The organism is Rhodanobacter sp. DHB23 (assembly GCF_014842975.1).
Taxonomy (GTDB): Bacteria; Pseudomonadota; Gammaproteobacteria; order Xanthomonadales; family Rhodanobacteraceae; genus Rhodanobacter_A.
Map to the genome: position 1 here is coordinate 108,928 of NZ_JACYXK010000024.1, position 25,765 is coordinate 134,692.

A 25,765-nucleotide genomic window follows, 5' to 3' on the forward strand; every position below is an offset into this window, starting at 1 on the left:
CTTAATCCGCCGGAATTACAAGCCTGCTGTTTCGAGGATGTTGGAACGGCATTACGCGACACGACCTCCGCCGCCGCCATGCCGCGCCGTATCTGGAAGCTGAGGCACGCGAGCACTCCACATCTGTCATCCCGGCGAAGGCCGGACAAAAGCGAGCTACGCGAGCGTTGAACAGCCGAAGGCTGGCCCTGCAAGGGCGAGCGCAGCGAGTCATCCAGTGCCTTGGCACTAAAAATCAACGTCACAGCATGACTCGCTACCCTCGCCCCTTCGGGGCCGCCCTGCGGGCGTTCTGCGTGCTTCGCGCTTGTCCGGCTTTCGCTGGAATGACGAGCAACAGCCACGCAACTGCTTTGGCCGTTTGCTTCTGCGCGCGGGAGCGCGCTGCTTTTCGCGGGGAGCCCTTTCTCCTGGGCTGCTTTCTCTTTAGCACGCCAAGAGGAAGTGGCTCGGGCGCCGACAGGCGCACGAAACCGCTCTGTCGCTCACGAAATCGTACGGCGGGGCTAACCCTTCCGCCGGATCCGCCAGACCCAGGCCGGTGGCAGATTGAGCCATGCCCCGCCGACGCGTTCGGCCTGCAGGCCCAGCCGCTGCCGCAACGCGCGCGGTACCGGGCAACGCAGCCCGTAGGTGAACTGGTAGAGCGCGCCGTCGGATTGCAGCTGGCGCTCGAACACGCCCTCGACGATGGCGGCGACCTTGTCGGCGGGGATGGACAGCAGGGGCAGGCCGCTGATGACGGCGCTGGCGCGCTCGTCGCCGAACAATGGCGAGGAATCGCCCAGCCGGGCGGCGTCCATGCGCAGCACGCGGGCGTGCGGGTAACGCCGGGCCAGCGTGGCGGCCAGCACGGCATCGGTTTCCACCAGCACCAGCCGGTGCCCGGGCAGGCCGCGCTCCAGCAGGGCCCTGGTGAAGACGCCGGTGCCTGGGCCGAGTTCGATCACCGGGCCGTGCGCGTGGTCGACATGGGCGGTCATCAGCCGTGCCAGCGCGGGACCGGAAGGCGCCAGCGCGCCCACGCTGCGCGGGTCGCGCAGCCAGGCGCGCAGCAGGTGCATGGTGTCATTCAGTGACATGGACGGAGAGCCGGTTGGCGCATGGAAACCACCATAACCTGAAGGGGCTGGCCGGATGTTCGGATACGGTTATGCCGCCCTGCCAGGCATCACGCCCAAGCCGCCATCCGGCTTGCCGCCGTGCGCCGGAGTGCCGACGTCGTTCGTGCGGGAATGACGGGACATGGGGCTAGCTTCTGCGATGGCGCGCCTCGTCACAGCGGCTTCCCGTCCACCCGCACCGGCGCGTGGATGTCGCAGATGCCGACCTTGCCCACCGGCGTGGGATAGAACGTGTTGTGGCCATGGCGCGCGGCATCGATCAGTGCGGCGAAGGTGGGGCTTCCGGTGCGCAGCACCTGGATCTGTTCGCGCTCCGCGGCGGGCAGCTCGGAGGCCAGTTTCACCGACAGGATGGGCGTGCGCTCGCCGGCCTTTTCGTAGAAACCCATCGGCCCGGTGCCGCGCGGCAGCGCCGACAGGTACTGCATGCCCTGCAGCACGCGGCCGGCCACCGCCAGGTTGTGGTCCAGGCGGCGCGGCGCCTGGCCGATGACGGCGTACAGCGCATTGCCGTTGCCGCTGTCCGGGGGCACGTCGCGCCCCACGCCGACCATGCCGTAGCACTGCACCAGCCATTCCTTGCCGCTGGCCGGGTCGCGCGCCACCGGGAAGCCTTCGGAGAAACCGACCTGTGGCGCGTAGATGTCGCCGTCGGGCAGCGGCGTCCACGGTTGCTTCGGGTCGATGGCGCGGGTGAATTCCGGCGGCAGGGTGGCCTTGGCCTTGCCCAGCGGGTGCATCTTCGCCTTGTCGCCGCCGTCGTCGCCGTCCGGGTCGTCCCACTGGGTGACGAAGTTGTCCTGCACGCGCACGATGGCCAGGCCGTCGAAGTAGTGCTGGCTGACCAGGGTGCGGATGTTCTGCGCATGCAGCGGGGTGAAGTCCGGCGCCAGCTCGATCACCACGCGGCCCGCGGGCAACTGCATGTAGAGCAGGTTGGCCGGGTCGGGCGTGCGCCATTCGGCAGGCTTGGACGCATCCAGCAACTCCTTCGCGCTGGGCGTGGGCTTGTCCTGCGCGGCGTATGAAGGCGACGTGGCCAGGGCGCAGGCAAGCGCCAGGGCAAGCGGGGCGGATCGAATCATGGATTTACTCCCCTTTGGGAATGGGCTTGCCGCCGCGCCGGCCCTTCCACGCGTAGCCGATCCCCAGCAGCACGAACCACACCGGGCTGGCCAGCAGGGCGGCGCGGGTATCGGCCCGCAGGCAGAGCAGCACCAGCACGAAGGCGAAGAACGCCAGGCACACCCAGCACATGAACACGCCGCCGGGCATCTTGTACGCCGAGTCGGCATGCTGCTGCGGGCGCTTGCGGCGGTAGGCCATGTACGCGCACAGGATCAGCGACCACACGAACATGAAGAGCACGGCGGACAGCGTGGTGACCAGGGTGAACGCGGTGACCAGGTTGGGCACGAGGTAGATCAGCGCCGCGCCCAGCAGCAGGCAGAAGCAGGAGAACAGCAGGCCCAGCGACGGCACCGCGGCCTTCGACAGGCGCGCGAATGCCTTGGGCGCATGGCCTTCGTCGGCCAGGCCGTACAGCATGCGGCTGGTGGAGAACATGCCGCTGTTGGCCGAAGAGGTGGCCGAGGTCAGCACCACGAAATTGATCAGGCTGGCCGCCGCCGGCACGCCGGCCAGTACGAACAGTTCCACGAACGGGCTCTTGTCCGCCTCGACCAGGTGCCACGGCGTCACCGCCATGATCGCCGCCAGCGCCAGCACGTAGAAGATGATGATGCGCACCGGGATCGAGTTGATCGCCTTCGGCAGGTTGCGCCGCGGGTCGGCGGTCTCGGCGGCGGTGGTGCCGACCAGCTCGATGCCGACGAAGGCGAACACCGCGATCTGGAAGCCGGCGAAGAAACCCGACAGTCCATGCGGGAAGAGGCCGCCGTCGTTCCACAGGTTGGCCAGCGTAGCCTTGTTCCCCGCCGGCGAATGGAAGCCCCAGGCTACCAGCGCGAAGCCGACCACGATCAGCGCGACGATGGCGATGATCTTGATCAGCGCGAACCAGAACTCCAGCTCGCCGAACATCTTCACCGTCGCCAGGTTCAGGCCGAGCAGCAGCAACACGCACAGCAGCGCCGGTATCCACGGCGCCAGATGCGGCAGCCAGAACTGCGCGTAGGAGGCGATCGCGATCACCTCGGCGATCGCGGTGACGATCCAGCAGAACCAGTACGTCCAGCCGCAGAAGAAACCGGCCCACGGCCCGAGCAGGTCGGTGGAGAAGTCGATGAACGACTTGTACTCCAGGTTCGACAGCAGCAGCTCGCCCATCGCGCGCATCACGAAGAACAGCATCACGCCGATGATCAGGTACACCAGCAGGATCGACGGCCCGGCCAGGCTGATGGTCTTGCCCGAGCCCATGAACAGGCCGGTGCCGATCGCGCCGCCGAGGGCGATCAGCTGCAGGTGGCGGTTGGAGAGGCTGCGCCTCAGGTGGTCCGGCTGTTGCGTGGGTGCGGACATGCGGGCGCCATGGTCGGGAGTGAGCCGTCACCATAGAAGAAACATCCGGTTTCTTGAAAGTGCCGACTGAGTTCGCGCAAACCCGCCCCGGCTAGTCTTGGACGGGCGTCGTCTTTTCGCCGTAGTAAAGCCGGTAGAACCATGCCCACACCGTCTCGATCTGCTTCTGGATCCGCGGCGGCACGGGGTGCGGCGTGGGCGCGACGATGCGGGTGAATCGCCGGTGCGGGTACTTCATCCGGTAGTGGCTGTCGCTTTCGTGCATTCCCGCGGCGATCCGTTCGGGATCGATTTCGCAGGGCGATACCCCCAGCCACGCGTGCAGGTGCGACATGCACTTCACCGGTTGCGTCACCAGATCCTCGAAGCGCACGAAGTACAGGCGTTGCTGCACGGCCGGGGGAAGATCCAGCACCGCCTGGAGCGAGACGAGGGGGGCGCCGATCACCCGGTCTTTCGCGAACAACGCATCGGCACGACCGAAGCGGTCGTAGTCCGCCAGGTGGTCGTTGAAGTCCACCAGTATCGTGCGCTGGTGCTGCGCCTCGATCGACCCGTAGACCTGTCCGAGTTCCCGCAGGCAGACGATCAGTCGGGCTTCCGGTTCGATGTGCAGTAGCAGTTCGATCGCATGCAGCCAGGCGCGGTTCTTGTCGACCACCACCCGGTGTGCGCCGCTGTCGTGGTGCCACCCGCGCAGAAACCCCTGCATGGCCGCGGCAAGGTGCGCGTAGCTCGTCTCGAACGAGGTATCGAGTTGCGACAGGAAGAACTGGTCGTCGCTGATCATCCGCCGGATGCCGAGCAGCGTGTTGCACAGTGGCGAACTGTGTCCTTCGCACTGGATCTCCGGGTGCTGTGCAAGCAGCTGGCACAGCAGGGTCGAACCCGCGCGCGGGAGACCGGTGACGCCGACGAAAGCGCTTCCTGCCACGTCAGAACCCCTTGCTGATCTGCATCCACGCACGCGTGGACGGACGCTTGCCTGCCAGTTCCGGCGTGCTGCCTATGGGCTGCCCCAGTTGGACCTGTGCCACCCATTGCCCGGGGCCGGCCCAGTTCAGCCCCACGCCGGCGCTGCTCAACGAGGCATGGTTGCCGCCAGTATCGCCGGCCCATGGCTGCGGGTTGATCCACAGGCCGCCCTGGTCGACGAACAGGCTGCCTTGCCAGGCGCCGCCCGGCAGGCCCAGGTCATGGCGCAGCTCCACCGTGGCCAGGTATCCGGAAGCGCCGGCCAGCGTACTCACGTCGTAGCCGCGCACGCTCTGCATGCCGCCGAGCAGGACCTGCTCGGAGCTGTCCAGGTTGCGGTGGCTGTACTGGCCAGTGAGCGACAGGTACAGGCGCGTCGTGGCGGTGATCGTCTGCAGGCGGCTCAGGTTGCCGTCCCAATGCAGCTCGTGGCCCTGGGTGTCCGCGGTCACCGCGTCAGCCGCCCTGGCCGCGGGATTGTCGAACGCCAATTGTCCGTGCGTCGCCGACAACTGCGCCTGCGTCACGCCGCCACCACCCCAATCATCGCGGTGGTCGAACGTGCTGCTGGCTGTCCAGTCCCACGAATGGCGGTCGTTGTGCACGCCGATGCTGCCGGTGTCGTCGGCCAGATGGCGGTTGTCGACCTCGAGCCGGACACTGAGGTTCGTGTCGGGGCTGCGCACGACAGGCTGGAGCAGCCACGCACTGGCTTCGGTGGCGTGGCCACGGGCATCCAGGTCCGACAGGTTGTCGCCCAGCCGGTAGGCGAGCGCGGAGTACGCAAGTCCGAACCGGGTGCCGGCGCCGTTGAGCGCAAGGTCGTAGGCCAGGTGGCCGTAATGCATGTGCCCGTCGGAAACCAGGGCGCCTGCGCTGAGCTGGTCGCCGAGGCCTGCAAGATTGTTCACGGCCACGTTGCCGCCGAGACGGAGACGGCCGGTATAGCGGTCACCCCCATCGTCCAGTGTGAGATTGCCGGTTACGGGCGGCAACGGCTGGGCCTCGACGTCGAGGTTGCTGGTTCCGGGCGCGCTGCCAGGACTCAGGATGGCATGCCCCTGCACGCCCGGCAGGTCGTTCAACAACAACAACTGGCGATCGAGGGATTCCTGCGTCACCGCCTGTCCGGCCTGCAGCGGGGCCAGGGTGGCGTCAAGCAGGCTCGTCCGGGCGCGGCTGTGGTTGCTCACCGCCACCTGGTCGTAGCGCGCTTCGACAATCTTGAAGCGCACCACGCCTCCATCCAGTGCCTGCGCCGGTATGACGGCGCGGGACAATGGATAGCCATGGGCGTGGTAGTAGTCGGTGATGCGTTGCGCGAGCACGGCAAGCGTGGCGAGCGTCTGCGTGTGGCCTTCGCCATCGGCGACCAACGCGTGCAGCGTCCGGGTATCGAATACCGTATTGCCGTCGACAACGATCCGCCTCACCTCGAAAGGGGTGTTGTCGCTGGCATGCGTGGTCCCGGGATTCTGGATCTGCACACCCGTATCACTGCGGGGCAGCAGATGCTGTGAAGGCTGTGCCTGCTGCAGCAGTTGACCGCTGCTGGGTGGCACCTGCTGCGCGAACGCAGGGGCGGCCAGCAGGGCCATGGCGAGTGGCGACAAGCGCAACGTGATGGAACGGGTCACAGGCAGGTATCCGTAAGGCGTAAGGGAGAAGGAGGCGAGTCGTCAGGGCAGGCGTACGCCGCCGCTTACGACGCGGACATCCGGGGCGTAGAGGTCCGATCCGGCTGGCGCAGTGGCGGAGCGTGGCGGCATGGTTGCCGGCAACGATTCGTCCGGCGAGGCCGCCGCCGATACCAGCAGCCCGCCTGGCAATGACGCGATACCCGCAGGTGCGGCCTGTCCAAGCAACTGCTGCGCAGTTGCCACGCCCGGCAGTGCGGTTGCGCTGTCGGGCGCCACGTTGAAGGCGAGCGCATTGCCTGCGGCCTGCACGAAGGTGTAGTTGCCGTCGTTGGCGGCAAGCCCGCTGCCGATGATGGCGTATTGCCCGGCCGGGCTCTGTGCCGTGGCCTGGGTGGCAAAGCCCAACGTGCCGGTCGTGGCATCGGCCAGCGTGTCGCTGCCCTGGAAGCCGGTGACCGTGCCGCCCAGTGCCGGAATCGCCTGCCCGGCATACACCTGCACCGGTGTCGCCACGTAGGTCAGCGTGGCTGGCGTTATCGCCAGCCTGCCGCTGTCGTAGGTGATGGTGTAGTTGTCCGAGCTCAGGCCGGCGGGCGTGATCGCATAGTTGCCCACGTTCATGGCGCCCTGGGAATTTCCGCCATAGCCCAGTGCGCCACCCAGTACGGCGGCGGTCTGCCCGTCGACGAAGCCGCTGTAGGTCACGCCGTTGCCGCCGCTGTAGGGTTGGGCGTCGTAGATGGCGCTGGCGTTGTTGGCAGTGACGGTGAGGCGGGCAGGGGTGATCGTTCCGATCGCAGCACTGGCCGTGCCGTTGCCAAGGACATAGTTGCCTGCGGCACTGCCGCTGATGGCCAGCCCGCCCACCTGCACATCGATGCCGCTGCCGGCATTCGCCGAGGCATAAGTGCCGGAGCTTGGGGTGTCGAGGCTTACCGCATCGCCGCCGATCACGCCGGTCAACAAGTAGTTGCCGGACGCAAGCGTTGCTGCCGACGTGCCGTCATACACCTTGCTGATCTGGCCGGTAAGGCTGGCGGTCAGCACCGCCGGCGTGATCGTCGCCGCCACGCTGGCGCTGTTGGCCGCCAAAGCGTAGTCACTGGCCAACGAACCCACGCTGCCCGTGATGCTGCCGATGCCCAGGCCCGTCACCGTTACATTCGTGGCGCTGGATACCTGCGAGCTGTTGTAGGCCGCGCCGGTGTCCGTCAAGGTTGCGCCGGTATCGCCGGAGACCAGCCCGCTGTAACCGTACGCCGGGGTGAACCCGGCCGGTGCGCTGGTCGTGCCGTCGTAGGTCTTGGTCACGCCGGTGTTGGTCAGCGTTGCCGTCAGCGTTGCCGGCGTGATGGTCGCCGCCACATTCGTGCTGGTGGAGGCCAGGACGTAATCGCTGGCCAGTGAACCGTTGCTGCCGGCAATACCGGTGATGCCCAGCCCGGATACGGTGACCTCGGTGGCAGCGGCCACGTGCGCGCTGTCGTATGCGGCCCCCGTGTCGGACAGGGTGGCGGCGGTATCGCCGGAGACGAATCCGGTGACGTCGTATGTCGGGGTGAACCCGGCCGGCGCACTGGTCGTGCCGTCGTAGGTCTTGGTCACGCCGCTGTTGGTCAGCGTCGCCGTCAGCGTTGCCGGCGTGATGGTCGCCGCGACATTCGCGCTGGTGGAGGCCAGGACGTAATCGCTGGCCAGTGAACCGTTGCTGCCGGCAATACCGGTGATGCCCAGCCCGGATACGGTGACGTCGGTGGCAGTGGCCACGTGCGCGCTGTTGTAGGCCGCACCGGTGTCCGTCAAGGTCGCGGCGGTATCGCCGGAGACGAATCCGGTGACGTCGTACGTCGGGGTGAAGCCGGCCGGCGCACTGGTCGTCCCGTCGTAGGCCTTGATCACGCCAGTGTTGGTCAGCGTCGTCGTCAGCGTTGCCGGCGTGATGGTCGCCGCGATATTCGCGCTGGTGGAGGCCAGGACGTAATCGCTGGCTAGCGAAGCATTGCCGCCGGTGACATCGGCGATGCCCAGCCCCGATACGGTGACCGCGCTGGCGCTGGCCACGTGCGCGCTGTCGTATGCGGCCCCCGTGTCGGACAGGGTGGCGCCGGTATCGCCGGAGACAAATCCGGTGACGTCGTACGTCGGGGTGAAGCCGGCCGGTGCGTTGGTCGTCCCATCGTAGGTCTTGGTCACGCCGGTGTTGGTCAGCGTCGCCGTCAATGTGGCAGGCGTGATCGTTGCCGGCACGTACAAACTGGTGGATGCCAGGGTGTAATCGCTGGCCTGCGAAGCATTGCTGCCAGTGACGCCGGTGATGCCCAGTCCCGATACGGTGACCTCGGTGGCGGTGGTCACATGTGCGCTGTCGTAAGCAGTGCCTGTGCTGGACAGGGTGGCGGCGGTATCGCCGGAGACGAATCCGGTGATGTCGTACGTCGGGGTGAAACCGACCGGTGCGCTGGTCGTCCCGTCGTAGGTCTTGGTCACGCCGCTGTTGGTCAACGTTGCCGTCAGCGTTGCAGGCGTGATGGTCGCCGCGACATTCGCACTGGTGGAGGCCAAGGTGTAATCGCTGGCCTGCGAAGCATTGCTGCCGGTGACACTGGTGATGCCCACCCCGGATACGGTGACGCCGGTGGCGGTGGCCACATGCGCGCTGTCGTAAACGCTGCCGGCATTGGACAGGGTCGCAGCGGTATCGCCGGGCACGAATCCGGTGATGCTGTACGTCGGGGTGAAGCCGGCCGGCGCACTGGTCGTGCCGTCGTAGGTCTTGGTCACGCCGGTGTTGGTCAGCGTCGCCGTCAGCGTTGCCGGCGTGATGGTCGCCGCGACATTCGCGCTGGTGGAGGCCAGGACGTAATCGCTGGCCAGTGAACCGTTGCTGCCGGCAATGCCAGTGATGCCCAGCCCGGATACGGTGACGTCGGTGGCAGTGGCCACGTGCGCGCTGTCGTATGCGGCCCCCGTGTCGGACAGGGTGGCGGCGGTATCGCCGGAGACGAATCCAGTGATGTCGTACGTCGGGGTGAAGCCGGCCGGTGCGTTGGTCGTGCCGTCATAGGTCTTGGTCACGCCGCTGTTGGTCAACGCTGCCGTCAGCGTTGCAGGCGTGATGGTCGCCGCGACATTCGCGTTGGTGGAGGCCAGGGCGTAATCGCTGGCCAGTGAACCGTTGCTGCCGGCAATACCGGTGATGCCCAGCCCGGATACGGTGACGCCGGTGGCGCTGGCCACGTGCGCGCTGTTGTATGCGGCCCCCGTGTCGGACAGGGTGGCGGCGGTATCGCCGGAGACGAATCCGGTGACGTCGTACGTCGGGGTGAACCCGGCCGGTGCGCTGGTCGTGCCATCGTAGGTCTTGGTCACGCCGGTGTTGGTCAACGTCGCCGTCAATGTGGCCGGCGTGATGGTCGCCGCGACATTCGCGCTGGTGGATGCCAGGGCGTAATCGCTGGCCAGTGAGCCGTTGCTGCCGATGACATTGGTGATGCCCAGCCCGGATACGGTGACCTCGGTGGCGGTGGCTACATGCGCGCTGTCGTAAACGCTGCCGGTATTGGACAGGGTCGCGGCGGTATCGCCGGAGACAAAGCCAGTGACGTCGTACGTCGGGGTGAAACCGGCAGGGGCGCTGGTCGTGCCGTCGTAGGTCTTGGTCACGCCGCTGTTGGTCAACGTCGCCGTCAATGTGGCCGGCGTGATGGTCCCGGCCACCGGGGCGATGGCGGGCAGCGCCACGCTGTAGTCCGTGCTCAGGCTGCCGTTCGTGCTGCCGAGGATATCCACCGAAAGGCTGCCGCTGGCGCCGATGCTGCTGGCGGTGGCGACGTGGCTGCTGTTGTAGTCCAGCGTGATGCCGCTGGTATTGAGCGACAGACTGTCGCCGCCGATCGCGCCGCTGACACTGCCGCCGGACAGGATCGCGCCGGCCGCTGTTGTGGTGCCGTCGTAGACCTTGGTCGTGATGCCGCCGATGGTCGGTGCCAAGACTGTCAGCGTCAGCGGCGAGATGCTGGCGACGCCAATACCGGTGGAAGCCGTGGTGCTCGACAAGGTGTAATCGCCGATTACGGAATTGTCGCTGCCGTTGCCGATGATCGCCGACAGTGACAGGCCGGTTTGCGCGATCATCGTCGCCGAGACGACATGCGCGGAATCGAAGACCGGCGTCGCCGAACTGCTCACCGTGGCACTGTCACCCGACACCAGGCCCGCGATGCTGTAGGTCGGGGTGAAGCCGCTGGGCGCTGCCGTGGTGCCGTCGTAGGTCTTGGTGACGTTGGTGGTGTTGGAGAGCGATACCGTCAATGGCGCTGGCGTGATCGTGGCCGCCACGCTCGCGTTGACGGATGCCAGCGTGTAATCGGTAGCCTGCGAACCGTTGCTGCCGGTGACGCCGGCGATGCCCAGCCCCGATACGGTGACTTCGGTGGCGCTGACCACATGCGCACTGTCGTAAGCGGTGCCCGTGTCGGACAGGGTGGCGGCGGTATCGCCGGAGACAAACCCGGCGATGTCGTATGTCGGAGTGAACCCGGTCGGTGCGTTGGTCGTCCCGTCGTAGGTCTTGGTCACGCCGCTGTTGGTCAGGGTCGCAGTCAATGTGGCAGGCGTGATCGTTGCCGGCACGTACACACTGGTGGAGGCCAGGGTGTAATCGCTGGCCAGTGATGCATTGCTGCCGGTGACGCCGGTGATGCCCAGTCCGGATACGGTGACCTCGGTGGCGGTGGCCACGTGCGCGCTATCGTACGTGGCGCCCGTGTTGGACAGGGTGGCGGCGGTGTCGCCGGAGACAAATCCGATGATGCTGTACGTCGGGGTGAAGCCGGCAGGGGCGCTGGTCGTCCCGTCGTAGGTCTTGGTCACGCCGTTGTTGGTCAGCGTCGCCGTCAATATGGCAGGCGTGATGGTCGCCGCGACATTCGCGCTAGTGGAGGCCAGGACGTAATCGCTGGCCAGTGAACCGTTGCTGCCGGCAATGCCAGTGATGCCCAGCCCGGATACGGTGACGTCGGTGGCAGTGGCCACGTGCGCGCTGTTGTAGGCCGCACCGGTGTCCGTCAAGGTCGCGGCGGTATCGCCGGAGACGAATCCGGTGACGTCGTACGTCGGGGTGAACCCGGCCGGCGCGGCGATGGTGCCATCATAGGTTTTGCTGACGCCGGTGTTGGTCAGCGCTGCCGTCAGTGGCGCCGGCGTGATGGTTCCGGCCACCGGGGCGATGGAGGGCAACGTTACGCTGTAGTCCGTGCTCTGGCTGCCGTTCGTGCTGCTGAGGATGTCCACCGCGAGGCTGCCGCTGGCGCCGATGCTGCTGGCGGTGGCGACGTGGCTGCTGTTGTAGTCCAGCGTGATGCCGCTGGTGTCGAGTGACAGGTCGTCGCCGACGAGCGCGCCGCTGACACCGCCGCCGGACAGGATCGCGCCGGATGCTGTCGTGCTGCCGTCGTAGACCTTGGTCGTGCTGCCGCCGATGGTCGGCGCCGAGACCGTCAGCGTCAGCGGCGAGATGCTGGCGATGCCAGCGCCGGTGGCAGCCGTGGTGCTCGCCAGGGTGTAATCGCCGAGCACGGAATTGTCGGTGCCGTTGCCGGTGATCGATCCCAACGACAGGCCGCCTTGCGTGATCGCCGTCGCCGAGGCGACGTGCGCGGAATCGAAGACCGGCGTCGCCGAACTGCTCACCGTGGCACTGTCACCCGACACCAGGCCCGCGATGCTGTAGGTCGGGGTGAAGCCGCTGGGCGCTGCCGTGGTGCCGTCGTAGGTCTTGCTGACGTTGGTGGTGTTGGAGAGCGATAACGTCAGTGGCGCTGGCGTGATCGTGGCCGCCACGCTCGCGTTGCCGGATGCCAGCGTGTAATCGGTAGCCTGCGAACCGTTGCTGCCGGTGACGCCGGTGATGCCCAGCCCCGATACGGTGACCTCGGTGGCGCTGGCCACATGCGCGCTGTCGTAAGCGATGCCCGTGCTGGACAGGTTGGCATCGGTATCGCCCGAGACCAGCCCGCTGTAGCTGTACGTCGGCGTAAAGCCAGCCGGTGCATTGGTCGTGCCGTCATAGGTCTTGGTCACGCCGCTGTTGGTCAGCGTCGCTGTCAGCGTCGCCGGCACGATGCTTGCGATGCCAGCGCCGGTGGCAGCCGTGGTGCTCGCCAGGGTGTAATCGCCGAGCACGGAATTGTCGGTGCCGTTGCCGGTGATCGATGCCAACGACAGGCCGCCCTGCGTGATCGCCGTCGCCGAGGCGACGTGTGCGGAATCGAAGACCGGCGTCGCCGAACTGCTCACCGTGGCGCTGTCGCCCGGAACCAGGCCCGCGATGCTGTAGGTCGGAGTGAAGCCCGACGGTGCGGACGCGGTGCCGTCGTAGGTCTTGCTGACGTTGGTGGTGTTGGAGAGCGACACCGTCAACGGTGCTGGCGTGATCGTGGCCGCCACGCTCGCGTTGCCGGATGCCAGCGTGTAATCGCTGGCCTGCGAACCGTTGCTGCCGGTGACGCTGGTGATGCCCAGCCCCGATACGGTGACCTCGGTGGCGCTGGCCACATGCGCGCTGTCGTAAGCGATGCCCGTGCTGGACAGGCTGGCGCTGGTGTCGCCCGAGACCAGCCCGCTGTAGCTGTACGTCGGTGTAAAGCCAGCCGGCGCATTGGTCGTGCCGTCATAGGTCTTGGTCACACCGCTGTTGGTCAGCGTCGCCGTCAGTGTCGCCGGCGTGATGGTCCCGGCCATTGCGGCGATGGAGGGCATCGCCACGCTGTAGTCCGTGCTCTGGCTGCCGTGCGTGCTGCTGAGGATATTCACCGAAAGGCTGCCGCTGGCGCCGATGCTGCTGGCGGTGGCGACGTGGCTGCTGTTGTAGTTCAGTGAGATGCCGCTGGTGTTGAGCGACAGGTTGTCGCCGCCGAGCGCGCCACTGATGCTGCCGCCAACCAAGGTGGCGCCGATTGCCGTCGTGGTGCCGTCGTAGACCTTGGTCGTGATGCCGCCGATGGTCGGTGCCGTGGCCGCCAGCACGATGGGCGTAATGCTCGCCGACACGTTGGCGCTGGTGGAGGCCAGGGTGTAATCGCCGGCCAGCGAGCCATTGCTGCCGGTGACGCCGGTGATGCCAAGCCCCGATACGGTGAGCTCGGTGGCGCCGGCCACGTGCGCGTTGTTGTACGCGGCACCCGTGTCGGACAGGGTCGCGGCGGTATCGCCGGAGACAAAGCCGGTGACGTGGTATGTCGGGGTAAAGCCGGATGGTGCGCTGGTTGTCCCGTCGTAGGTCTTGGTCACGCCGGTATTGGTCAGCGATACCGTCAGCGTCGCCGGGTTGATCGTCAGGGTCGCGCTTGACGTGCCTATGCTCAGGTCGTAGGTGGTCGAATACGCCGACGATATGTTCTCGGCATGGGAGCCGGCGTGTTGCGCCGCCGTCAACCCCAGCGTGATTGCCGAAACATTTGGCGATGGCAACGAATAGCCCACCACCGCGGTGTCCTGATTGGTTCCGTTGTACGTCACCGTTTGATTGCTCGCGGAGATCGTCAGCGGAACCAGCAGGCTTTCGATCAGGGGCGTGGTGTCGCCAGCGTAGATACGCCAGGCCAGGCCCTGGCCGCCGGTTGTCGCAATGCTCCAGCCTGAAAAATTGCTGGCTTGCTCCATCTGGGTCGTGGTCAAGCCAGCTACCCCACTGGTGCTGCCATTGCCAACACCACTGGGCAGCGCACTGTTGTTCGAGGTATCCCAATAGCTGGTGGTGACCTTGCCAGTGTAGCCAGCGGGGATGTTGACCTCGCCAACCAGACCACCCAGATAATCGTGCGTGTTCGGACTCGACACTGTTCCCGTGGCATACGTGTCGGTGATCGAGCCGTTGCCATAGTTGTAGCCCACAAGTCCGCCGATGGCGTTCCCGTAATTACTCCCGCTGTACGTAATCTTGGCGCTGGACACGCTGCCTGTGGCATAGGCATTCACGATGGTTCCAGGGTTAAAACCGACGAGTCCACCAATATTGTCTGCTTCAGGCAAGGTGCCACTATAGGAACCACTCACCGACCCAGTCGCATAGGCATTGCGAATCGTGCCGTAATTGGTCCCGACGAGGCCTCCGAGATTGGCGGAATATGACGAGCCGGTAACCGCTCCCGTGGCATAGGCGTTACTGATGGTTCCACCGGACTCGTTGGCGCCGGCCAGTCCACCCACCCACTCGCCGCCTCCTTGGTCGCTCGCGTTGCTTGGGTTTCCCGCGCCGCTGACCGTTCCCGTCATGAAAACGTTGTTGATGGTGCCTGAGTTATCGCCCACCAATCCGCCAATGGAAGCCCCCTGGCTTGTGCCCGAAACGCTTTCGTTCAACAAACCCACGTTGCGGATCGTGCCCGAGGACGCTCCAAACAACCCTACGTCGGTTGCGGTGGAGTTCGTGATGCTGAGGCCGCTGATGGTGTGGCCAAGTCCATCGAACACACCCGAGAACGCGGTGGTGCTGTCTCCGATCGGCGTGAAGTTGCCTGAGAGAGTCAGGTTGCCCGCAAGCGCATAGAAGCCGGATGTCCCCATGCCCCCTAGCGTTGAAGCGCTGTTGACCAGCGTGTAGCTGTGCCCGTTGATCGTCAGCGAGTTGCCCGAACCCGTGAAATTCACCTGCCCAACGAACCCGCTGCTGCCCAGCCCCATGTTCAGCGTGCCGCCGGTCACGGCGGCGTCCCCGCCATTGGCCGTCGCCGTGTTGACCGCAAGGCCTGCCGTGCCGCTCGCCGTCATCGTCGCGTTGACGTTGACGTTGTTGGCCGCCGTCAGCGTCAGCGTGTGCAGGCTCCAGCTTACGTTGTCGTCGATATTGATGTTGCCGCTGCCGCCCGCCGTCCCCGCGCTTGACTGGATGGTGACGGGTCCGCCCGCCAGCTCGCTCGTCAGCGTCGCGCCCGTCATGTTGCCGCCGCTAGGCGCGACCGTGAAATCGGACGGGTCGATCAGCCACGTTCCGGCCAGGCCCAGGCGGGCGGCGGTCGTGATCCGCGCGGTGTCCGCAACATTGACCTGCGCGGCGCTCGTTTCGACCTGTCCGCCGTTCCCGCCATCGGGGGCGCTGGCATCGAGCGTGCCGCCCACGCCGACCGTGCCTGCATCCATGCCGCCCAGCAGCATGATGTGGCCGCTCCGGTTCTGCACGGTCTGCGCCTCGATGGTGCCGGTGTTGTTCACCGCGCTGGCGAGCAGGCTGTCGCGTGCGCCGGCGGTCATCCATACGTTGCCGCCATCGGCTTCGATCAACTGGCCGTTTTGCGCCAGGGCGTCGAGCGCGCCCTGGTCCACGCGCACGCCCACCAGCTTGTCGCCGCTGAAGCTGAGCGTCACCGCGCTGCCGCCGGCGAGCGCCACGGCACCGAGCTGGGCATGAATTGCCCCCTGGTTGACGACCTGGTTGCCGAGCAGGGCCGCGTAGCCGCCGCCGGCTACGTTGATCGTGCCCAGATTGGTCACGCTGCCCTTGCCGGTGCCGCTGAAGCTCAGCGAGCCGGTGTCCAGGGTGTTGTCGTCGACATCCAGCGTCGAGGCGACGAGGCCTCCCACGTTCACCTGCGCGCTCTTGCCGAACAGGATGCCGTTGGGATTGATCAGGAAGACCTGGCCGTTGGCGTCGAGGTGGCCGAAGATCCGGCTGCCGTTGGTGTCGGCGATGCGGTTGACCGCAATGGCGCTGGCATTCGGCTGCACGAAGTCCACGGTGGACTGGCTGCCGATATCGAAGGTCTGCCAGTTGAGCGAGAGGTTCTGGCTCTGCTGGGTGATGGTGAGCGTATTGCCGTGCTGCGCAAGCTGGCCGGTGCCGCCGGTGACCTGGCCGCCCGTGGGCAGCGCGTTTGCCGCCACGGCGGCGGTGACGGCGGGGGAGGCGCCCGTGACGGGAATGCCGGGGGAGGGTATGGCCGCCAGCGCCACCAGCGGCAGGCTCAGGGGGATGCCTGCCAACCATGCCGCGCGACGCGTGCCGCCTTCGGCGCTGCGCCCGCCCTTGCGGTGGCCGCGGGTGAGTTCGGACGCGACCTGGAGCACGCACAGCTCGCGGTTCCAGACCAACTGAAAGATACGATTCATTCGATTGTCCCCTGTGAGGAGCCTGGCCGGCCCCTCGCTTTTTTGTGGCTGGACATGCACGGGGAAGCGCAGCCGACACCGTTGTGCACGGTTCGCACGGGCAACGTGCCCGCCGGCGGTGACATCCCCGGGAATTCAGGCTGCTGTCGCATCCATCCATATGCCCATGTCGGGCGGCAGTTTAGTCTCAAAAACTCCCCGGCAACATACGGGCATCGTTGCCCGGCCAATGGCGCCCCGGCATGACTTCCGGCGCATGTACTAGTGCGAAGTCAACACTATGCTTCAGTCCAAGCTATGCAGCAGGGCGGGCAAGCAGGTGGACGAGATCGACGGCCAACTGAAGAAGTTCCAGAAGGAGCTGTCCGCGGGCACGGTGTCGCTGGTGCTGCTGGCGGTGCTGGGGCAGTCGCGCCAGCCGCTGTACGGCTACCAGATCGCCAAGCGGCTGGAGCAGGCGGGCGAGGGCGTGCTGGCGGGCAAGCAGAGCGCGCTGTATCCGGTGCTGCGCAACCTCGAAGGCGCGGGCCTGCTGGCCAGCGAGGTGGAGCCCTCGGTGAGCGGGCCGCCGCGCCGCTATTACCGCATCACGAAAGTCGGCCGCGAGGTGCTGCGCGAATGGATCGCCGCGTGGAACGCCAGTCGCGATTCCGTAGACAAGGTCCTGCAAGGGGAGCTGTGATGACCACGCCACGCACCATCAACGAATACCTTGAACAACTGCGCGTCGCCCTGCGCGGCGCCGATCCCGCGCTGATCCAGGATGCGTTGTACGACGCCGAGGAACATCTGCGCGCCGAACTGTACGAGCGCCCCGGCCGCGACGAGGCCGCGATGCTCGAGCACGTGGTCGAAAGCTACGGCGCGCCTGATGAAGTGGCCGAGATCTACCGCGACCAGGAGATCCGGATCCAGCGCGCGATCCGCCCGCCGCCGCCGCCGCAACGGCGCTCGGCCGCCGGCCGCTTCTTCGGCGTGATCGCCGATCCGCGCGCCTGGGGCGCGCTGTTCTACCTGCTGTTCGGGCTGGTCACCGGCATCGCGTACTTCACCTGGGTGATTACCGGCCTCTCGATGTCGGCGGGCTTCTCGGTGTTGATCATCGGCCTGCCGTTCATCGTGCTGTTCTTCGGCAGCGTGCGCGGACTGGCGCTGCTGGAAGGGCGCCTGGTGGAAACCATGCTGGGCGTGCGCATGCCGCGCCGGCCGCCGTACCCGCCGAAGGACATGACGCTGTTCCAGCGCATCGGCGCGATGTTCACCGACCCGCGCAGTTGGAGCTCGATGCTGTACGCACTGCTGCAGCTGCCGCTGGGCATCTTCTACTTCACGCTGATCGTGGCGTGGCTGGCCGTTTCGCTGAGCTTTGCCGCGGCCCCCGTCCTGAAGCTGGTCGCCGAGCTCGGGCACTGGGACACCGGGACCTGCACCGGCCTGTCGGACTGGGCCTGCGGCGGCATCGAATGGCTGAGTGGCTGGGGCGGCGCGAGCGTGCTGTGCGTGCTGGGCGTGCTGCTGTTCTTCACACTGCTGCACGTGGTGCGCGGGCTCGGCCACATGCACGGTGCGCTGGCCAAGGGACTGCTGGTGCGGGGCGTGGAGCGCGGTTGACCCCGCGCGGCGGTATTCCTACGCTGGGCCGGCGCGTCCGTGCGCGGCCACCGGGGAGAAACCATGCGCTTCCGTCGATCCGGGCTTGCGGCCCTCATGCTGGCTTCGCTCGCGGCTGCCGCGGCGGACGCGCCGGTCAAGGGCTTCCCGCCCGCGTTGCCCGCCGCCGACCTGGTGCTGCGCGACGCCAGCATCGCCACGCTCGATCCGCTGCAGCCGAGCGTGCAGGCGCTGGCGGTGAAGGACGGCAAGATCGCCGCGCTGGGCAGCGACGCCGACATCGCGCGCTACGTCGGCCCGGACACCAGGGTGCTGGACCTGCACGGCGCCTTCGTCGCCCCCGGCTTCATCGAGGGCCATGGCCACCTGCTGGACACTGGCGATTCGCTGACCCAGCTCAATGCGGGCACGGCGCCGAACTGGGATGCCGTCGTGGCGATGGTCAAGGCCGCGGTGGCCAAGGCCAAGCCGGGCGAATGGATCGTCGGCCAGGGCTGGCAGCAGAGCAAATGGGACAAGGTGCCGCAACCCAACATCGACGGCCTGCCGCTGCCGGCCAGCCTCGACGCGGTGTCGCCGGACAACCCCGTGCTGCTCGCGCACACCAGCGGTCACGCGATCTACGCGAACGCCATGGCGCTGAAGCTCGCCGGCATCGGCCACGACACGCCCGATCCCGTCGGCGGCAGCATCGTGCGCGACGCCCGGGGCAACGCCATCGGCGCGTTGCGCGACACCGCGGGCGACGCGGTGTACGCGGCCTACAACCGTTATCTCGACGGCCTGCCGCCGCAGGAGCTGGCCGCGCGCAAGGAGCAGTCGCTGAAACTGGCCATGCAGAACGAGGTGAGCAAGGGCATCACCGGCTTCGTGGACATGGGCGAGGACTTCCAGACGATTGATTGGCTCAAGCAGCAGGCCACCAAGGGCTTCCCGCTGCGCCTGTACGTCAACGTCGGCGTGCTGGACGTCGCCAGCCTCGACAGGAACCTCGCCAGGTACCGCACGATCGGCTTCGCCGACGACCACTTCACCGTGCGCGGCGTGGGCGAGGATGTTTCCGACGGCGCACTGGGCACGCACAGCGCGTGGTTCCTCAAGCCGTACGACGACGCGCCGGGCGTCACCGGCAAGAACGTCACGCCGATGGCCACGCTCGAACAGATCGCGCGCATCGCCGCGCGCGACGGCTTCCAGGTGTCGATCCACGCGATCGGCGACCGCGCCAACCGCGAACTGCTCGACATGTACCAGAAGATCTTCGCCGAGGATCCGGCAGCGCACGCGCTGCGCTGGCGCATCGAGCACGCGCAGCACCTGGCGCCCTCCGACATCCCGCGCTTCGCGCAGCTCGGCGTGATCGCCTCGATGCAGTCCATCCACGCCTGCTCGGACGCGCCCTACGTGGTGCCGCACCTGGGCGAGCAACGTGCGAAGGAGGGTGCCTACGTGTGGCACTCGCTGATCGAAAGCGGCGCGATGGTGCTGGACGGCAGCGACACGCCGGTGGAGGACACCAATCCCATCGCCGGCTTCTACTGCGCGGTGACGCGCGACAACGGCCGCGGCCAGCGCTTCTTCCCCGCGCAGGCCAAGACCCGGCTGGAGGCGCTGCGCTCCTACACGTTCAACAATGCCTATGCCAACTTCGAGGACCAGCGCCTCGGCACGCTGAGCCCCGGCAAGCTCGCCGACATGGTGGTGATCTCGGGCAACCTGCTGACCATCCCCGACGACCAGATCCTGCGCACGCGGGTGCTCTACACCTTCGTCGGCGGCAGGCTGGTGTACCAGCGGGAGGGTGCGGAGGCGTGGCGCAGCGGCCAGTTGTTCGAGGCCATGCCCGAGTTTGACCATGTGAATTGAGGAGGATTTTATCTAATCCTGTTTTGCAATGAGCTCATGCGCTGCAGATATGGCCATCATGTGACCATTGCCTCACGCTGCCACTTTGAACGTAGGGTCGAGGGGCTGGAGCCGGGATGATGACGGATTTAATTTCACAGGAATGAGGGGAGTCCAGGTGATCTTTTTGCAATCGCACAATGAACTGCGGAATCTCGGCCAGAAGCAGGTTAAGTTTTGTCCGGTTTGCAAACAAAATCAAAATCACAATATATGGCTTCAATACAGGCTCACGACGTTCAATCTCATCATGAATTTTGCAAGTGACATAAGATACCAGTTGGCTTGCTCAAATTGTCGCAATGGCGTGATGCTGAAGAGTCAGGAAGTAGAGAAATACTTCAAGGAAAAATTCAAGACTCACCCTGTGCCATTCGGCCACCGATATGGTGGCGTAATTGTCTTGGCAGTGCTTTCATTATTGATTGTCATCATGCTTGCGAACCAGGCTTATAAGTTTTTGCCTGACTGGTAATTCGCGCCAATCAAGCGTGATCAGGTTCGAAGTCTGGGGGTCGGGTTTATTCCCCTTCCATCATCCGGCAAGCAGACTGTCCTCAACGATAATTGAAATCCGGCGAAGCCAGCAGAAAGGTGTTCCACTCCTGCTGCGAGTTCGCCTTGGCCAGCGCATCGCGCGTGACGACGGAAAGGTGCGGCTCGATGGCGTCGTAGTACAGCCGCGTGGCCAGCATGGGGAAGCCGGCCTCGCGCGTCTTGCTGCCGGGCGGCGTGAACAGCTGGGTGTTGCCGTTGCCGATGGCGGCGGCGATGTCGAAGCGGGTCGAGAGCTGGCCCGAGCCGGTCCAACTGGCGCCGTCCAGCGGCCAGCCGTCGGGCGTGATGCGGCCGTACAGCGGCTCGCCCAGCTGGTCCAGCCAGTACACCAGCGGCAGGGCGTTGGCGATGGGCTTGCCGTCGTAGGCCAGGCGCACCGAGGACACCACGAAGCGCGTGGGGTCCATGAACTGCTTGCCGTTGGTCAGCAGTTCGCGCGAATCGAGCATGGTGTGCAGCACCGCGGCGATGTCGCCGCCAGTCTGGCGGAAGGTCTGCGCCATGCGCGCCACCAGCGCGGGCGGCGGGTTGTCGGCCACGAAGTACTGCGCGAGCCGGCGCGAGACGAACTGCGCGCAGGCCGGCTGGCGCACGATGAGGTCTACCGCCTGTTTCACCTCGTCGAAGCCGCGCCCCTTGATGTGCTGGCCGAGGAATACCTTGTCGCCGAAGTCGTGTCGGTACGGGTTGAACTGGAACAGGCCGTGCTGCACCACCAGCGGCGCCGCCTGCGCGTTGAAGTGTTGCGGCTTGCCGTCCGCCGGCACGATGCCGACGCCGGTGAGGATCAGCGCCAGCTGCTGCACGTCCTGCTGGGTGTAGCCCGAGCCCACGCCCAGCGTGTGCAGCTCCATCAGCTCGCGCGCGTAGTTCTCGTTGACGTGGCCCTTGGCGTTCTGCGCGTTGTCTAGGTACTCCAGCATCGCCGGGCTTTCCAGTGTGGCCATCACCAGGTCCCGGAACCGGCCCAGCGCGTGCGCGCGGATCACGTGCTGCTGGTAGTCGGCCAGCTCCCAGCGGATGCGGCCCTTGGGCGCATACACGCTGAAGTGGTTGAGCCAGAACCACACCAGTTGTTCCTTGAGCTGGTTGGGCCCGTACGCGGCCTGCAGCAGTTCGGCCTGCCGCGCCTGCTGCATCAGCGCGTTGCCGTGCTGCTGCCATGCCTTGTTGGCGGCGTCCTTGTCCGGCCCGGCAGGCATGGCCTTGATCTGTTGCTGCGCGTCGTACAGGTCGCCCAGCAGCTTCGGCATCGGCGTGTCGATCGCCTCGAAGCCGTGGATTAGCCCCGCGATGGGCGGCGGCAGCGCGCCGGGCACATGGTCGGCCAGCTGCGCATCGAGCAGGCCTTCGCGGCCCAGCTTCCGATAGCGCGCCACGTCCGCGCCGTCCACGCCGAAACCGTCGCGGCGCAGCCAGGTGAGGTCATTGCCGTTGAACGCGCCGCGCGCTGCCGGTGCGCCGGCCTGCGTGGGCTGGCTGGCGCAGGCGGCGAGCAGCAGGGTCGCGGTCGTGAGCAGGGGAACGAGTGCGCGGCAATGCATGGCGGCTATCCGTGCGGTGGCGTAGGAGCGCACCTTGTGCGCGATTGTTCTTGCCTTGATCGGAGCGTACGGCAATCGCGCACAGGGTGCTCCTACACGAGCCGCAGGTCCTTCGGCCTGGCTTGCGGGAACACCGTCTGCAGCTGGTTGCCGCTCAGGCCCCACAGCCGCGTGAACATCCCGCCCAGCACGTCGCGGTAGTCGTTGAGCACCTGGTAGTCGCGGTTCTGCAGCAGGTTCTGCTGGTTCACGGCGAGCTGTTCGCCGGCGATGCGGCCGCCGGCCACCTTGCCGCCCAGCACCCAGTGCACGGTGCCGTGGCCGTGGTCGGTGCCGTGGTCGCCGTTTTCGCGGAAGGTGCGGCCGAATTCGGAGAGCACCACCACCGTGGTGTCGTTCCAGGCGTCGCCCATCGCGTCGGCGTAGGCGGCGAGGCCCTCGCCGAGGTTCTTCAGGTTGTTGGCGAGGCCGCCCTTGGTGCTGCCCTGGTTGACGTGGGTGTCCCAGCCACCCACGTCCACGAAACCCAGCCGGTATTGGGCGCGCATCAGGGTGGCGATGCGCCGCGTCTCGGCGGCGAAGTTGTGCGCGCTGGGTGCGCCGCGGCTGGCCGCCACCATCTCGTTGCGCAGGTCGTCGGACACGGTCTTGGGCAGGGCGAGGCCGTCGGCGCTGGCCTGTTCAAGCGAGGTGCCCTTGTACATGCCGGCGAGGATGGCCGACTGCCGCGCGTCGAAATGCGCCTTGGGGTCGCTCTGCAGCGAGATGTTGGGGATGTCGCGGCCCGCGCCCTGGAAACTCAGCGGCAGGTTGTTGGTGAAGGCGATTGCCGGCGTGTCGCCGTTGAGCACGCCGGAGAGCCGCGCGAGGAAGCCGGAGCGGTAGTTGGCCACCGGGCCGAGCGGTTCGCCGCGCTCGATGTGGTCCTGCGTCTCGAAGTGGCTGCGCGAGAGGTCGTTGGTGCCGGCGAAGGGGATGAAGGCGAGCTGCTTCTTCTGCCACAGCGGGTAGAGCGAGTCTCGCACCACCGGGCTCAAGGCCCAGTTGGCGTCCAGCGGCAGCGCGCTGTCCGGGTTGTTCGCGTCGGGCTTGGCGATGGCCAGCGTGGGGCGCGATTCGTAGTAAAAGTCGCTGCCGCAGGGCACCAGCAGGTTGTTGCAGTCGTAGCCGCCGCGCAGGAACACCAGCAGGAAACGCGGCGTGCCGGCCGGGGCCGCGAACAGCCGGCCGGAGAACGACAGCGTGGACGCGGCGGCGGCACCGGCGGCGACAAGCAGGAATTCGCGGCGGTTCATGGCGATACCTCGGTGGTGGTTTGCGCCTCCCCCTGCATGCAGGGGGAGGTTGAGAGGGGGGCTTTTCGCTGCAAGAGCGACTCCACCCCGACCCTCCCCTGCAAGCAGGGGAGGGAGTTCTGCTAGCGGTAATTGAAGTCGGGCGAGGACAGCAGGAAGGTGTTCCACTCCGTCGGTGACTTCGCCTTGGCGAGCGCGTCGCGGGTGGCGTCGGAAAGCGTGGGCGCGATGGCGTCGCGATACAGTGCGGAACCTTGCAGGTCGGGCACGTCGTGCGGCACGGGCCCGGCGTCGCCATCGGCGAACAGCCGGTTGCGGCCGCTGCCGATCACGCGGGCGAAATCGAAGCGCTTGCTCAGCTGGCCCGAGCCGGTCCAGCTCGCCGAATCCAGCGGCCAGCCGTCCGGCGTGATGCGGCCGTACAGCGGCTCGCCCATCTGCCGCAGCCAGTTCTGCAGCGGCGCGGCGTTGGGGATGGGTTGACCGTCGTAGGCCAGGCGCATCGACGAGACGACGAAGCGCATCGGATCCTTGAACTTGCGTCCGCCCAGGGCGGACGCGTCCTTCGACAGCATCATGGTGCGCACCACCGCGGCGATGTCGCCGTCGGTGCGCTGGAACGTTTGCGCCATCGCATCCAGCAGGGCGGGCGAGGGCTGGTCGGCGATGAAGTATTCGGCCAGCTGCCGCGAGACGAACTGCGCGCAGGCGGGCTGGCGGGTGATGAGATCCACCGCCTGCGCGATCTCGGCGTAACCGCTGCCGCGGATGGTCTGGCCGAGGAAGGTCTTGTCGCCGTCGTCGTGCTTCGCGGGGTTGAACACGAACAGGCCGTCGCGCACGACGCCGGGCCGGCCGCGCCCGAAATAGCCGATCCGCTGCGCCAGTTTCGGCGGCGCGAGGCCGGCGCCGGTGAGCACGCGCATCAGCTGCTGCACGTCGGCCTGGGTGTAGCCCGCGCCCACGCCCAGCGTGTGCAGTTCCATCAGTTCGCGTGCGTAGTTCTCGTTGGTCTTGCCCTTGACATTCTGCGCGTTGTCGAGGAACACCAGCATGGCCGGGCTTTGCAGCGTGGCCATCACCAGGTCCCTGAACTTGCCCAGCGCATGCGGGCGGATCACCCGTTCCTCGTAGTCTGCCGCGAACACGCGCACCGGGCCCTTGTTCGCGTACACGCTGAAATGGTTGAGCCAGAACCACACCAGCTGTTCCTTGAGCTGGTCGCCGCCGTACACCGCATGCAGCAGCTCGACCTGCGCGGCCTGCTGCTCGAGGTCGCGGCGGTATTGCTGCAGCGCCTTCTTCGCGGCCTCCTTGCCGGGGCCGTCGGCCATGTCCTTGTAGCGCTGCTGGCTATCGCGGAAATCTGCCCACAGCTCGGACAGCGGCGTGTTCACCACCGACAGCGCGTTGATCTGCGCGGCGACCTGCGGCGGCAGCGTGTCGTCGGCGCCGGCCAGTTGCCCGTCGAGGAAACGCGTGCGGCCGAGTTGGCGGTAGCTGGCCAGCGTGGCGCTGTCCAGGCCGAAGCCGTCGCGGCGCAGCCAGGCGATGTCGGCGAGGCTCAGCCCGTCCACCTTCGCGACGACGGTGGAAGTGGCCATGACCTGCGGCCCGGCTTGCCCCGCACAGGCCATGGCGGGCAGGCAGCCCAGCAGCAGGCCAAGCACGGTGGTGCGTCGACGTGTCGATGCGACGGGCATGCATGCATTCCAGATGGGAGGTCCGGGGGGATTCAACGCCGGGCATAACGGTACCGATGACTTTCGTGCCCCGATACGGTGCGCGGGTTCGCCGACGATTCATGTTTCGCAGCAACTTGCGCCCGCGCGGCGCCGGTTACCATGCGCCATCCCGCCGGAGCCACGCGATGCCCAAGACCTACGACCGCGCCTATTTCGACAAGTGGTACCGCGACCCCGCGCATGCGGTGGGCTCGCCCGCCGAACTCAGGCGCAAGGTGGCGATGGCGGTGGCGCAGGCGGAGTACTACCTCGGCCGGCCGATCCGCAACGTGCTGGACGTGGGCTGCGGCGAGGGCACGTGGCGCGCGCCGCTGCGCGCGCTCCGGCCCGGCATCGACTACCGCGGGCTGGACGCCAGCGAGTACGTGGTGGCGCGCTACGGGCGCAGCCGCAACATCGGGCTGGCGCGCTTCGGCCAACTGGAACACCTGCGCTTCGACACGCGCTTCGACCTGATCGTGTGCACCGACGTGCTGCACTACCTCAAGCCTGCGGAAATCCGCGCCGGCCTCGGCGGCATGGTCGAGATGCTGGAAGGCATCGCCTTCCTCGAACTGTTCACCAGCCGCGACGATGTGGAGGGCGACCACCATGGCTTCGTGTCGCGGGCGCCGGGCTGGTACCTGCGCGAGTTCGGCGAGGCCGGCTTGTTGCCGTGTGGCTCGCACTGCTACCTGGGGCCGCGGCTGGAGCGGCGCATCGCGGCATTGGAGAGGGCGCAGATGCCGGCATAGCTGCATTACCATCCGGCGCGGCGGCGCAGGCAAATCCACAAGGGGG

The 25,765-nt window shown here is 66.8% G+C and carries 13 protein-coding genes; 4 read left to right on the forward strand and 9 right to left on the reverse strand.

All coding sequences use genetic code 11. The annotated features are described in order from the left end of the window. Nucleotides 1-506: 506 nt before the first annotated feature. The 6 genes from IHE47_RS06860 to IHE47_RS06885 form a co-directional block, all read right to left on the reverse strand. Complete coding sequence (locus IHE47_RS06860; RefSeq protein WP_192105137.1) at nucleotides 507-1,082, reverse strand: rRNA adenine N-6-methyltransferase family protein; 576 nt, start codon at nucleotides 1,080-1,082, stop codon at nucleotides 507-509. Nucleotides 1,083-1,276: 194 nt separating this feature from the next. Beyond that, nucleotides 1,277-2,209 carry a peptidylprolyl isomerase gene (locus tag IHE47_RS06865; RefSeq protein ID WP_192105138.1) on the reverse strand — a complete coding sequence of 311 codons (933 nt, stop codon included), beginning with the start codon at nucleotides 2,207-2,209 and terminating at the stop codon, nucleotides 1,277-1,279. A 4-nt stretch (nucleotides 2,210-2,213) separates the two neighbouring features. Further along, nucleotides 2,214-3,608, reverse strand: coding sequence for a D-serine/D-alanine/glycine transporter (cycA, locus tag IHE47_RS06870; protein ID WP_192105139.1), 1,395 nt, complete (start codon nucleotides 3,606-3,608; stop codon nucleotides 2,214-2,216). Between the two features lie 91 nt (nucleotides 3,609-3,699). Then, the gene (locus tag IHE47_RS06875) at nucleotides 3,700-4,542 is read right to left on the reverse strand and encodes a sulfotransferase (protein WP_192105140.1); all 843 of its coding nucleotides are present in this window, start codon (nucleotides 4,540-4,542) and stop codon (nucleotides 3,700-3,702) included. Between the two features lies 1 nt (nucleotide 4,543). Beyond that, nucleotides 4,544-6,220 carry a ShlB/FhaC/HecB family hemolysin secretion/activation protein gene (locus IHE47_RS06880; RefSeq protein ID WP_192105141.1) on the reverse strand — a complete coding sequence of 559 codons (1,677 nt, stop codon included), beginning with the start codon at nucleotides 6,218-6,220 and terminating at the stop codon, nucleotides 4,544-4,546. A gap of 42 nt (nucleotides 6,221-6,262) precedes the next feature. Then, complete coding sequence (locus IHE47_RS06885; RefSeq protein WP_192105142.1) at nucleotides 6,263-16,327, reverse strand: YDG domain-containing protein; 10,065 nt, start codon at nucleotides 16,325-16,327, stop codon at nucleotides 6,263-6,265. 319 nt (nucleotides 16,328-16,646) lie between these two features. Here IHE47_RS06885 and IHE47_RS06890 point away from each other — a divergent pair, with 319 nt between their 5' ends. From IHE47_RS06890 to IHE47_RS06900, 3 genes are all read left to right on the forward strand, one after another. Beyond that, nucleotides 16,647-17,009: a PadR family transcriptional regulator gene (locus IHE47_RS06890; RefSeq protein WP_192105208.1), complete on the forward strand. Its 363-nt coding sequence runs from the start codon at nucleotides 16,647-16,649 to the stop codon at nucleotides 17,007-17,009. Beyond that, nucleotides 17,009-17,938, forward strand: coding sequence for a sensor domain-containing protein (locus tag IHE47_RS06895; protein WP_192105143.1), 930 nt, complete (start codon nucleotides 17,009-17,011; stop codon nucleotides 17,936-17,938). Before IHE47_RS06890 ends, IHE47_RS06895 begins: the two co-directional genes overlap by 1 nt. Nucleotides 17,939-18,034: 96 nt before the next feature. Then, on the forward strand, nucleotides 18,035-19,804 hold the full coding sequence (locus IHE47_RS06900; RefSeq protein ID WP_225561676.1) for an amidohydrolase: 1,770 nt from the start codon (nucleotides 18,035-18,037) through the stop codon (nucleotides 19,802-19,804). Between the two features lie 596 nt (nucleotides 19,805-20,400). Here the strand turns inward: IHE47_RS06900 and IHE47_RS06905 are convergent. The 3 genes from IHE47_RS06905 to IHE47_RS06915 all read right to left on the reverse strand — a co-directional run bounded on the left by IHE47_RS06905 (nucleotide 20,401) and on the right by IHE47_RS06915 (nucleotide 24,943). Continuing rightward, complete coding sequence (locus IHE47_RS06905) at nucleotides 20,401-21,945, reverse strand: DUF1800 domain-containing protein (protein ID WP_192105145.1); 1,545 nt, start codon at nucleotides 21,943-21,945, stop codon at nucleotides 20,401-20,403. A 92-nt stretch (nucleotides 21,946-22,037) separates the two neighbouring features. Beyond that, on the reverse strand, nucleotides 22,038-23,240 hold the full coding sequence (locus tag IHE47_RS06910) for a DUF1501 domain-containing protein (protein WP_192105146.1): 1,203 nt from the start codon (nucleotides 23,238-23,240) through the stop codon (nucleotides 22,038-22,040). 122 nt (nucleotides 23,241-23,362) lie between these two features. Continuing rightward, nucleotides 23,363-24,943 (reverse strand): DUF1800 domain-containing protein, encoded by a 1,581-nt coding sequence (locus IHE47_RS06915; RefSeq protein WP_225561677.1) that lies wholly within the window; start codon nucleotides 24,941-24,943, stop codon nucleotides 23,363-23,365. Nucleotides 24,944-25,110: 167 nt separating this feature from the next. Between IHE47_RS06915 and IHE47_RS06920 the strand changes: the two genes are divergently transcribed. Beyond that, a complete protein-coding gene (locus IHE47_RS06920; protein WP_192105147.1) occupies nucleotides 25,111-25,719 on the forward strand; it encodes a class I SAM-dependent methyltransferase in 609 nt (202 codons plus the stop codon). The last annotated feature ends 46 nt before the right edge of the window (nucleotides 25,720-25,765 follow it).

Coding starts and splice junctions, on each gene's coding strand:
- IHE47_RS06860 (WP_192105137.1), bottom strand. CDS start 1,082: ATGTCACTGAATGACACCATGCACCTGCTGCGCGCCTGGCTGCGCGAC.
- IHE47_RS06900 (WP_225561676.1), top strand. CDS start 18,035: ATGCTGGCTTCGCTCGCGGCTGCCGCGGCGGACGCGCCGGTCAAGGGC.
- IHE47_RS06920 (WP_192105147.1), top strand. CDS start 25,111: ATGCCCAAGACCTACGACCGCGCCTATTTCGACAAGTGGTACCGCGAC.
- IHE47_RS06905 (WP_192105145.1), bottom strand. CDS start 21,945: ATGCATTGCCGCGCACTCGTTCCCCTGCTCACGACCGCGACCCTGCTG.
- IHE47_RS06885 (WP_192105142.1), bottom strand. CDS start 16,327: ATGAATCGTATCTTTCAGTTGGTCTGGAACCGCGAGCTGTGCGTGCTC.
- cycA (WP_192105139.1), bottom strand. CDS start 3,608: ATGTCCGCACCCACGCAACAGCCGGACCACCTGAGGCGCAGCCTCTCC.
- IHE47_RS06915 (WP_225561677.1), bottom strand. CDS start 24,943: ATGCCCGTCGCATCGACACGTCGACGCACCACCGTGCTTGGCCTGCTG.
- IHE47_RS06895 (WP_192105143.1), top strand. CDS start 17,009: ATGACCACGCCACGCACCATCAACGAATACCTTGAACAACTGCGCGTC.
- IHE47_RS06910 (WP_192105146.1), bottom strand. CDS start 23,240: ATGAACCGCCGCGAATTCCTGCTTGTCGCCGCCGGTGCCGCCGCCGCG.
- IHE47_RS06865 (WP_192105138.1), bottom strand. CDS start 2,209: ATGATTCGATCCGCCCCGCTTGCCCTGGCGCTTGCCTGCGCCCTGGCC.